Genomic DNA, 11,397 nt, shown 5'->3' with positions numbered 1-11,397 from the left:
GGTCAGCGGCAGCGCCGGCAGTTGCAGCAGGTGCGCCGGCACCATGTACTCCGGCAGCTGTTCGCGCAGCGCGGCTTTCACCTGCTCGCTGTCCAGCGCGGCATTGGCCACCAGGTAGCCCACCAGCTGATGGCCGCTGGCACCTTCCACCGCCAGCACCACCGCCTCGCGCACGCCGGCCTGCTGTTGCAGGCGGGTTTCGATCTCGCCCAGCTCGATGCGGAAACCACGCACCTTGACCTGATGGTCGACCCGGCCGATGTACTCCAGCTGGCCGTCCTCGCGGTAGCGGGTCAGGTCGCCGGTACGGTACATCCGCTCGCCGGCTACGCCGGATGGGTTGGGCACGAACTTCTCGGCAGTCAGCCCCGGGCGCAGCAGGTAGCCACGGGTCACCCCGTCACCGGCCAGGTACAGCTCGGCGGCGACACCGACCGGTACCGGGTGCAGTTGATCATCCAGCAGGTAACCCTGGCTGTTGCACAGCGGCCGGCCGATGCTGGCCTGCCCACCGGCTTCGCGACGGCAGTAGGTCGAATAGGTGGTGTCTTCCGATGGTCCGTACAGGTCGTATACATGGTCCAGGGTGCCCAGCGCATACAGGCTGTCGACCAGCTCCTGCTTGAGCGGCTCACCCGCCAGGTTGACGATCTTGACCCCAGCTGGAATGTCACCCGCACGCAGCAGCGCGGCGATGGCCGATGGCACGGTGTTGACCAGGCGCACCTCGGCCCGCGCCGGCAGGCTGCCCAGCTCCAGGGCATTGCGCGCCAGGATCAGGTGGCCACCGTTGGCCAGGGTGACGAACAGCTCCCACACCGACAGGTCGAAGCACACCGAAGTCGAGGCCAGCACGCCACGGATCGCCTCGCGCGGGTAGACCCCGGCCGACCAGTGCACCAGCGCGGCCACGTTGCGGTGGGCAATCGCCACACCCTTGGGCTTGCCGGTGGAACCGGAGGTGTAGATCACATAGGCCAGGTTATCCGGCCGCACCGCCACCACGGGCGCGGTGTGCGGGTAGGCGGCCAAGGCCGCGTCCTCTTCAGCGACCAGCACCGTGGCCAGCCCTTCCAGCGGCACGCCATCCAGCGCCCCGGCCTGGGTCAGCAGCACACGGGCCTGGCTGTCTTCGAGCATGTAGGCCAGGCGGTCGCGGGGGTAGTCCGGGTCCAGCGGCACATAGGTGCCGCCGGCCTTGAGCACCGCCAGCAGCGCCACCAACAGTTCGGCATTGCGCGGCATGGCCACGCCCACCCGCACTTCTGGGCCAACGCCCAGCGCCACCAGGTGGTGGGCCAGGCGGTTGGCGCGGGCTTGCAGCCAGGCGTGGTCCAGGCGCCGCTCGCCATCGATCAGGGCCAGCGCCTGGGGCGCCGCGGCCGCCTGGCGGTCGATCAATTGGTGGATGCACAGTTCGCTTTCATAGGCTTCACGGGCCGGGTTGAAACTGGCCAGGCGCGCCTGTTCGGCGGCGTCCAGCAGACGCAGCTCGCCCAGGGCGGCCTCGGGCCGCTCGACGATCTGCGCCAGCAGGCCCAGCCAGTGGCCGGCCAGGCGCTGCACGCTCGCCGCCTCGAACAGGTCGGTGGCGTAGGTAAACGAGGCCGCCAGTTGCCCGGGGCTTTCGTGGGTGCTCAAGGTCAGGTCGAACTGGGCGTCGTCACCCGACCAGCCCAGGCTGCGCACCTCAAGGCCGGCCAGGGCACGTGGCGCCTGGGCGGCACCGGCATGTTCGGCCTGGTGGTTGAACATCACCTGGAACAGCGGGCTGTAGCTCAGGCTGCGCTCGGGCTGCAAGGCATCGACCAGTTGCTCGAACGGCAGGTCCTGGTGGTCCTGGGCCGCCAGCGTGGCCTGGCGCACCTGCGCCAGCAGGTCGAGGAAGCTGTCCTCGCCGCGCAGGTCGGCCTGCAGCACCTGGGTGTTGACGAAGAAGCCGATCAGGCGCTCGGTTTCCAGGCGGTTGCGGTTGGCGATCGGCACGCCGACGCGGATGCGCGGCTGGCCGCTGCTGCGGAACAGCAGGGTCTGGTAGGCCGCCAGCAGCAGCATGAACAGGGTGCTGCCCTGCTGTTCGGCCAATGCCTTGAGGCGCTGGTGCAGCGCCGCGTCCACCGGCACTTCCAGGCGCGCACCGCGCAGGCTCTGCTGCACCGGGCGAACATGGTCGGTGGGCAGTTCGAGCACCACCGGCGCCGTGCCCAGGTGGGTTTTCCAGTAATCCAGCTGGCGCTCACGCTCGCCGGCGTCCATCCACTGGCGCTGCCAGGCGGCGTAGTCGGCGTACTGGATCGCCAGCGCCGGCAACTGTACCGGCTGCCCGGCGCGGGCGGCGCCGTAGCAGTGCAGCAACTCGTCGATCATCACCTGCATCGACCAGCCATCGGAGACGATGTGGTGCTGGGTGACCACCAGCACATGGCGCTGTGGCGCCAGTTGCAGCAGCGCGGCGCGCATCAGCAGGTCGCCGCGCAGGTCGAACGGCCGGCCGACCTGTTCGCCGACGAAGGCCGCGATGGCCGCCTGCTCCTCGGCACCGGCGGGCAGGCACTGCACGGGCAGCGGGAACTGCACGCCGTCATGGAACACCTGGAGGCACTGGCCGTCCTGCTCCTGGAAGCAGGTGCGCAAGCTTTCATGGCGTTCGAACAACGCCTGGAACGCCTGGCCCAATGCGGCCACATCCAGCTCGCCCTGCAGTTGCAGGACCATGGGGATCACATAGGCGGTGCTGTGCGGCTCCAGCTGCCAGAGGAACCACTGGCGCTCCTGGGCATAGGACAGCGCCAGCCCGGCATCCCGTGGCAATGCCGGGATCGCCTCCACCTCGCGGCGCTCGCCCTGGGCCAATGCGGCGACAAAGGCCTGCAATTGGCTGTGTTCGAACAGCACCCGCAGCGGCACATCGATAGCCAGCGCCTGGCGCACGCGGGAGACCAGCTGGGTCGCCAGCAGCGAGTGCCCGCCCAGGGTGAAGAAGTCGTCATCCAGGCCCACCTGCTCGCAGCCCAGAAGCTGCTGCCAGATGGCCGCCACGCTGCGCTCGCGCTCGGTTTGCGGCGCGCGGTAGAGCGCCTGCACCTGGCGCTGGTCGAAGGCCGGCAGCGCCTTGCGGTCGAGCTTGCCGTTGGGCGACAGCGGCATGCTCGGCAGCAGGATCATGTGCGCCGGCACCATGTAGTCGGGCATGCTCTGCCCCAGCGCCGCCTTGAGCTGGTCGACCAGCGCACGCTGCACCGCCGCCTCGGCGCCGGCCAGGGCCGGGTCGCTGGGCACTACGTAGGCCAGCAGCTGCACGCCGGCAGCGCCCTGCCCGGCAATCGCCACGCATTCGGACACCTGCGCCTGCTCTTGCAGGCGCGCCTCGATCTCACCCAGCTCGATGCGCAGGCCGCGGATCTTGACCTGATGGTCGATGCGCCCGGCGTACTCGATCACCCCGTCGGCGCGATAACGCGCCAGGTCACCGGTGCGGTACAGCCGCTGGCCGGCACCGAACGGGCTGGCGACGAAACGCTCGGCGGTCAGGCCAGGGCGCTGGTGGTAACCGCGCGCCAGCCCTTCCCCGCCCAGGTACAGCTCACCGACCACACCGGCCGCCACCGGGTTGAGGCCGGCGTCGAGGATGTGGGTGGACAGGTTGGCGATCGGCTCACCGATCGGCACGCTGTGCTGGTGCTGCTCGCGGCAGGTCCAGTGGGTAACGTCGATGGCGGCCTCGGTCGGGCCGTACAGGTTGTACAGGCCGGCCTGGCCAAGCTGGGCGAGCACCTGCTGCTGGGTGTCCAGCGCCAGCGCCTCGCCGCTGCAGATGATGCGCTTGAGGCCCTTGCAGCTGCCGGCCTGGGGGTCGAGCATGAACGCCTGGAGCATCGACGGCACGAAGTGCAGCGTGGTGATGCCATGCTCGTTGATCAGGCGCACCAGGCGCGCCGGGTCACGGTGCTCGCCCGGCCGCGCCAGCACCAGCCGCGCACCGGTCATCAGCGGCCAGAAGAATTCCCACACCGAAACGTCGAAGCTGAACGGCGTCTTCTGCAGCACTGCGTCACTGGCATCCAGGCCATAGGCCTGCTGCATCCAGCACAGGCGGTTGGTCAAGGCTCGGTGGCGGTTGGCCGCGCCCTTGGGGCGGCCGGTGGAGCCGGAGGTGTAGATCATGTAGGCAAGGTTTTCGCCTTGCACCACCACGCCCAGGTCATCCTCGGCCAGGTGGCCGAGGGCCAGGGTATCCAGGCTCAGGCAGTTGACCCCCGCCGGCACCGGCAGGCGCTCCTGCAACGCGGCGCTGGTCAGCAGCAGTTGCACGCCGCTGTCCTCGATCATGTAGGCCAGGCGGTCGGTGGGGTATTCCGGGTCCAGCGGCACGTAGGCGCCACCGGCCTTGAGCACCGCCAGCAGGCCGACGACCATCTCCACGCTGCGCTCCAGGGCGATGCCCACCAGGCAGTCCGGGCCGACGCCCAGGTGCACCAGGTGGCGCGCCAGCTGGTTGGCCCGGGCGTTGAGCCGGGCGTAGCTGAGCACCTCTTCGCCCAGTTGCAGGGCCGGGGCATCCGGGGTACGCAACACTTGGGCTTCGATCAGGCGCTGCACGGGCTGATCGAGCGGGAAGCTGGCATCGGCGGTGGCGTTCCACTGCCCGACGATGCGCTCACGCTCGTCGGCACCGAGCATCGCCAGCTCACCCAGCTTGCCCTGCGGCGCCGCGACCACGGCGCGCAGCAGGTTGACCCAGTGCCGCGCCATGCGCTCGGCACTGGCGGCATCGAACAGGTCGGTGGCATAGGTGAGGCTGGCGGCCAGGCCCTGAGCATGTTCTTCGGTGGCCAGGGTGAGGTCGACCTGGGCGGTGCAGCCCTCGCGCTCGATCACCTCGGCGGTCAGCCCCAGGTTGCCACCGGCGGGGGCCTGCGCGGCACTGCTGCCCTGGTGGTTGAACATGGCCTGGAACAGCGGGTTGTGGCTCAGGGTGCGCTCAGGCGCCAAGGCTTCGACCAGTTGCTCGAACGGCAGGTCCTGGTGCGATTGCGCACCCAGCACCCGGGCCTTGACCTGGCCCAGCAGGTCGGCGAAGCCGTCGCAGGCATCGAACCTGGCGGCCAGCACCTGGGTGTTGGCGAAGAAGCCCACCAGCCCTTCCACTTCCACCCGGGTACGGTTGGCCACCGGCACGCCGACACGGATATCGGTTTGCCCGCTGTAGCGGTGCAACAGGGTCTGGAAGCTGGCCAGCAGCAGCATGAACAGGGTCACGTTGCTGCGCTGGGCCAGTTGCTTGAGGCCATCGGCCAGCGCGGCGTCGATCTGGATGTCCAGGCGCGCGCCACGGAAAGACTGGCGCAGCGGCCGTGGGCGGTCGGCCGGCAATTCCAGCACCAGTGCCTCGCGGCCCAATTGCTCGACCCAGTAGGCCAGCTGGCGCTCGCGTTCGCCGGCTTCCATCCACTCGCGCTGCCACGCGGCATAGTCGGCGTAGTCGATGGCCAGCGGCGCCAGCACCGGCTGCTGGCCACGACTGAAGGCTGCGTAGCACTGCATCAGCTCACGCACGATCAGCTGCATCGACCAGCCGTCGGAGACGATGTGGTGCATGGCCAGGGCCAGTACATGCTCGCGCTCGCCGGTGCGCAGCAACGCCGCGCGCAGCAGCGGCTCACGGCGCAGGTCGAACGGCTGGTTCAGGCACTGGCCGAGCAACTGCTCGATGCGCGTCTGGGGCGCCTCAAAGGGTTGCAGGGTCTGCAGCGGCAAGGCGAACGGCTGCGGCTCGCGAATGAACTGCAGCACCTGCTCCTGGTCCTCGACGAAACCGGTGCGCAAGGCGCCATGGCGTGCCAGCAAGGTATCGAACGCCGCTTGCAGGGCGCCATGATCGAGTTCGCCCTGCAAGCGCAGGGCGGTGGGAATGTTGTAGGCAGCGCTGTGCGGGTCCAGTTGCCAGAGGAACCACTGGCGCTGCTGAGCGTATGACAGGCGTAAAGGCGCCTGCGGGTCGCGCTTGAACACCGGTGCGACAGCAAAGAGGTCGATCCCCTTTTCCTTGAGCATCCTGGCCAGGGCCTTCCGTTCCTTGGCCGACAACGCTCCAACCGCACCGATCAACTCTTGCACGTCCCGCACTCCTTTAAGAAATCAGCTTTTCAAGCTCTGCGCTTGATAAACGTTTGAGTGCCTCCAAAGATTTAGCCAATTCGTCTTCGACGGGCTGCGCCACGTTGCGCAAGCCGCGCACGTGGGCGCAGAACGCCTCCAGGTTGCTCGCCATGAACAGGTTTTCCAGGCTGACTTCCACCCCCAACTGCCCGCGCAGGCGGACGATGACCTGGGTGGCCAGCAGCGAATGCCCGCCCAGTTCGAAGAAGTTGTCGTCCAGCCCTACCCGATCCACCTCCAGCACCTGCTGCCAGATCGCAGCGACCTGCTCTTCGAGCTCGTCGCCCGGTGCGCGGTGAGGGCCTGCGGCCACCGCTTCCGGCGCCGGCAGCGCGCGGCGGTCGATCTTGCCGGCGGGGCTCAGTGGCATGTGCTCCAGGCGTACCACACGGGCCGGCACCATGTACCCCGGCAGCGTGGCGGCGACCCAGGCCTTGAGCACGGCATCATCGACCGCTGCCGCCAGCACCAGGAAAGCGACCAGTTGCGCGCCACCGGCGGCCTGGTGCACCTGCACCAGCGCTTCACGCACCAGCCCGTGCTCGCGCAGGCGGGCCTCGATCTCCGCCGGCTCCACCCGGAAGCCGCGGATCTTCACCTGTTCGTCGCCACGGCCCAGGTACCACAGCACCTGCTCGGCATCGCGCCAGGCCAGGTCGCCGGTACGGTAGCGGCGGCTGCCCGGTGTACCGTCCGGGTCGGGCACGAAGCGTTCGGCGGTCAGCCCCGGCCGGCCGTGGTAGCCACGGGCGAGCAACTCACCACCGATGCACAGCTCACCGGCGCCATGCAGGGCGGCGGCGCCAGTCTGGCCGTCGTCCAGGTACAACGCACGGCCTGCCAGCGCCTGGCCGATCGGCAACACCGCCGGCACCGCCTGCGGGTTGGCCAGCCACTGCGTGCAGTCCTGCAGCGTGGCGGTGACGGTGGCCTCGGTCGGGCCATAGGCATTGAGCAAGGTCACCGTGCGGCCCAGCGCACGCGCCCAGTCCTGCACGGCGCTGCCCGGCATCGCCTCGCCGCCGCACAGCACCAGGCGCAGGCTCGCCAGGGCATGGGGCCCGCTGTCGGCGAGGTCGCGGGCGATGGTCGCCCAGTACGCGGTGCTCAGGTCGGCCACCGTGATGCCCTGGGTATCCACCGCGTCGCGGAACTGGCTGCTGCTCCATACCTGCTGGCCGCGCATGACCAGCGTGGCGCCCACCGCCAGGGTGGCGAACAGCTGCTCGACGAAGGGATCGAAGTTGAAGGTGGCGAACTGCAGCACCTTGTCGCTCGCCACCAACCCCAGGGCCTGGATCGCCGCCTCGGTGTGCCGGGCCAGCGCCCGGTGGGTCAAGGCCACGCCCTTGGGCCGGCCGGTGGAGCCGGAGGTGAAGATCACATAGGCCAGGCTGTCCGCCAGGCCCGACCAGGCCGGGTCGTCATCCTGCCCGGCAAGCTGGGCCAAAGGCTGGTCCAGCGCCAGGGTGGCCACCCCGCTGTCGGCGTGACCGCGCAGCAGCGCGGCCTCGCCGAGCAGCAGGCTGATACCGCTGTCCTCGACCATGGCCTGCAGGCGTTCCTGAGGGTAGTCCGGGTCCAGCGGCACGTAGCCGGCGCCGGCCTTGAGCACGGCCAGCACCGCCACCGGCAGCTCGACGCTGCGGCCCATGCAGATCCCCACCAGGTGCTCGGGGCCTACGCCGCGCCCGCGCAAGGCATGGGCCAGGCGGTTGGCGCGGCGGTTCAGCTCGGCGTAGCTCAGCTGCTGCTCGTCGCACACCACCGCGCAGGCCTGGGGCTGCGCCAGCGCCTGGGCTTGCAAGCGCAGGTGCACCGGCACCAGGCTGGCGCAGTCGTCCACCCGGGCGCGTTCATGGCGCAGCCGTGCCGTGTTCTGCGCCAGGCCCAGCACGGGCAGCTCGGCTACCGCGCGGTCGGCTGCCGCCGGCATGGCCAGCAGCAGGTTGCACAGCTGTTCGGCCAGGCCCTCGACCACTGCCGCAGGCAGCACCGCCAGGTCGTGGCTCATTTGCAGTTGCAGGGTCTGGCCAACGCCGGCGGCGATGGTCAGCGGGTAGCTGGTGCGCTCGTGCTGGTGAACCTCGCCGAAACTCAAGGCGCCACCGGCCTCTTGCAGGGCCTCGGCCATGGGGAAGTTCTCGAACACCAGGATGTGGTCGAACAACGCCTCGCCGCCCTGCCCCACCCAGCGCTGAATATCGTACAGCGGGGTGTGTTCGTGCTCGCGCATGGCCAGGTTGCCGGCCTGCAAGGCCCGCAGCCATTCGCCCAGGGCCTGCCCGGGCGCCGGGCTGGCGACCATCGGCAGGGTGTTGATGAACAGCCCGATCTGCTGCTCGATACCCGGCAACTGCGCCGGCCGCCCGGACACGGTGACGCCGAAGCACACCGCCTGCTGCCCGGCCAGGCGTTGCAGCAACAATGCCCAGGCGCCCTGCACCAGGGTATTGAGCGTCACCCGCTGGGCGCGGGCAAAGGCCTCCAGGCGTTGCGTCTGGGCCACGTCCAGGGTGCGGTCGACGTTGGCCATGCCGCCTTGCCCGGCCTGCGCGCCCGGCAGGCAGTCGAGCAACCGGGTCGGCGCCGGCAGCTCGGCCAGCTGCCCGCGCCAGAAGGCTTCGGCACCGGCCGGGTCCTGGGCTTGCAGCCAGCGAATGTAGTCGCGCAGCGGCTGTGGCGCCTGGGCCGGCAGCGCACCGTGGTAGCGCTGCATCACCTCGCCCATCACCTGGGCGCTGCTCCAGCCGTCCATGAGGATGTGGTGGTGGGTGTACACCATGACATGGCGGTCCGCCGCCACCTGTACCAGGCACACCCGCAGCAGCGGCGCGCGGCCGAGGTCGAACGGCGTGCTGCGCTGTTCGGCGTACAGCGCCTGGAGGGCCGCCGGCAGGTCGGCCTTCGCACGCCAGTCGAGCTCCTGCAGCGGCGACGGCACCTGACGCTGCACCACCTGCAACGGCTCGCTCTGCTCATCGCCCCAGAGGAAACCGCTGCGCAGGATGTCGTGGGCCTGCACGGTCTGCTCCCAGGCCATGCGCAGGCGCGCCACATCCAGCCCGCCGATCTCGACGTGCAGCTGGTTGATATAGGCGCCGGCCTCGGCCTGGTACAGCGAATGGAACAACATGCCTTGCTGCATCGGCGACAGCGGGTACAGGTCGGCCACCTCCCGCGCAGGCAGCGCCAGGCCGTCGAGGGCGGCCTGGTCGAGCCCGGCCAACGGCACATCCGACGGCGTCAGCGCACCGGCCGAAGGCGCCAGGCAGTGTTCCACCAGCTCGCCCAGCTCGACGGCGTAGGCATCGGCCAGGCGCTGGATGGCCTCGGGCGGGAACATCTGCCCGCTGAAACTCCATTCCAGGGCCAGCACGCCCTGGTACACCTGGCCACTGAGGGTCAGCCAGTTGCCCAGCAGCGCCTCGGGGCTGCGCTCGTCGCCCTTGCCCTCGGGGGCCGGGCGCAGCAGCGCCTGTTCGTTGAAGGTGGCGTCCACCTGCCCCAGGTAGTTGAAGGTGATGCGCGGCAGCGGCAGGCCCTGCAAGCGCGCGCGGTCTTCGGCGGCACCCAGGTACTTGAGGGCGGCGAAGCCCAGGCCGCGGTCGGGCACCGCACGCAGTTGCTCCTTGACCTGCTTGATGGTCGTCGCCGGGTCTGCGGCGGGTTGCAGGCGCACCGGGAACAGGCTGGTGAACCAGCCCAGGGTGCGCGACAGGTCCAGGTCAGCGACAAGGTCCTCGCGGCCATGACCTTCGAGCTGCACGCTGACCGACGCTTCGCCGGTCCAGCGGCACAGCACCCGGGCCAGGGCGGCCAGCAGCAGGTCGTTGACCTGGGTGCGGTAGGCCGCCGAAGCGCCCTGCAACAGCCCACTGGTCAGGCGCGCATCCAGGCGCGTGACGGCGACCTGGCGGTCGGCGCTGCGCGCAGGTTCGCGGCTGCGCATCTGCGGCAGAGCCTGGTCGTGCTGCGGCAACTGCGCCGCCCAGTAATCCAGGGTGGCGCGCTGCGGCTCGGCCTGCGCCCAGTCGGCCAGTACCTGGCCCCAGCGCTGCACCGAACTGCTGCGTGCCGGCAGGCGTGGCACCGCACCAGCCTGCAAGGCGTCATGACAGGCCTGCAGGTCTTCCAGCAGGATGCGCCAGGACACCCCGTCCACCACCAGGTGGTGGGCGGTCAGCAGCAGCCGCTGGCTGCCGTCGGGCAGGGTTGCGAGTACACCACGCAGCACATCGCCACGGGCCAGGTCGAAGCTGCGCTGGGCCTGGTTGAGCAGGGGCTCCAGGTCTTCGGCCGTGGCGCAGTGGCGCTGCCAAAGCAGTGGCGCCGGCGGTTTACCGGCGGCCGGGATATGCGCCTGCCAGCCCTGCGCGCCCCGGCTGAAGCAGCTGCGCAGCACGTCATGGTGGCGCCACAGCTGCAGCAATGCCTGCTCCAGCACGGCAGCGTCCAGTGGCTGGCGCGGCTGCAACAGCAACGACTGGTTCCAGTGATGGCGCTCGACCGGGTCGGCGGCAAAGAACGCCTGCTGGATCGGCAACAACAGGCACGGCCCCTCGGCGGCGGGCTGCTCGACCACCGCCTGGACCTGATCGAACCCGGCACGGGCCGCCAGGCTGCGCACGGTCTGGTGTTCGAACACATCCCGGGCGCTGAAGGCGATGCCGGCAGCACGCGCGCGGCTGACCAACTGGATGGCGACGATGGAGTCGCCGCCCAGCTCGAAGAAGTTGTCGTCCAGGCCGATCTGCGGGCTGCGCAGCACCTCGCGCCACAGCGCGGCGATGCGTTGCTGGCGCGCGTCGCCCTGGGCGGCGGGCGTGCTGCCCGCCTGCGCCTGCGGTTGCGGCAAGGCACGGCGGTCGAGCTTGCCGTTGGCGGTCAGAGGCAACGCCGCCAGCGCCAGCACATGGGCCGGCACCTGGTGGGCCGAGAGCCGTTCGCGCAGGTAAGCCTTGAGGCTGTCGGCCTGCAGCGTCGCGTCGGCCGCCAGCACCACGTACGCCACCAGCTGGGTGCCATTGGCACCGGGCTGGCCGGTGACCACGCACTCGTTCACGTCGGCATGGGCCAGCAGTTGCTGTTCGATTTCGCCGGGCTCGACCCGGTAGCCGCGAATCTTCAACTGCTGGTCGCCACGACCCAGGTACTGCAACTGGTCATCGGCGCGATGGCGCACGCGGTCGCCGGTGCGGTACAGGCGCTGGCCGTCGCCGAACGGATCGGGGACGA

2 protein-coding genes are annotated in these 11,397 nt (G+C 69.9%); both read right to left on the bottom strand.

Annotated features, from left to right (window positions below; translation table 11 throughout):
- A partial coding sequence (locus tag F6X61_RS16500; protein ID WP_371923717.1) for an amino acid adenylation domain-containing protein occupies positions 1–6,126 on the bottom strand: 6,126 nt, incomplete at its 3' end.
- A gap of 4 nt (positions 6,127–6,130) precedes the next feature.
- Positions 6,131–11,397: non-ribosomal peptide synthetase (locus F6X61_RS16495; protein WP_153787509.1), on the bottom strand; the 5,267-nt coding region annotated here is incomplete at its 5' end.

The organism is Pseudomonas sp. EMN2 (assembly GCF_009650555.1).
Lineage (GTDB): Bacteria > Pseudomonadota > Gammaproteobacteria > Pseudomonadales > Pseudomonadaceae > Aquipseudomonas > Aquipseudomonas sichuanensis.
This window is presented reverse-complemented; position numbering and strand designations above follow the sequence as displayed.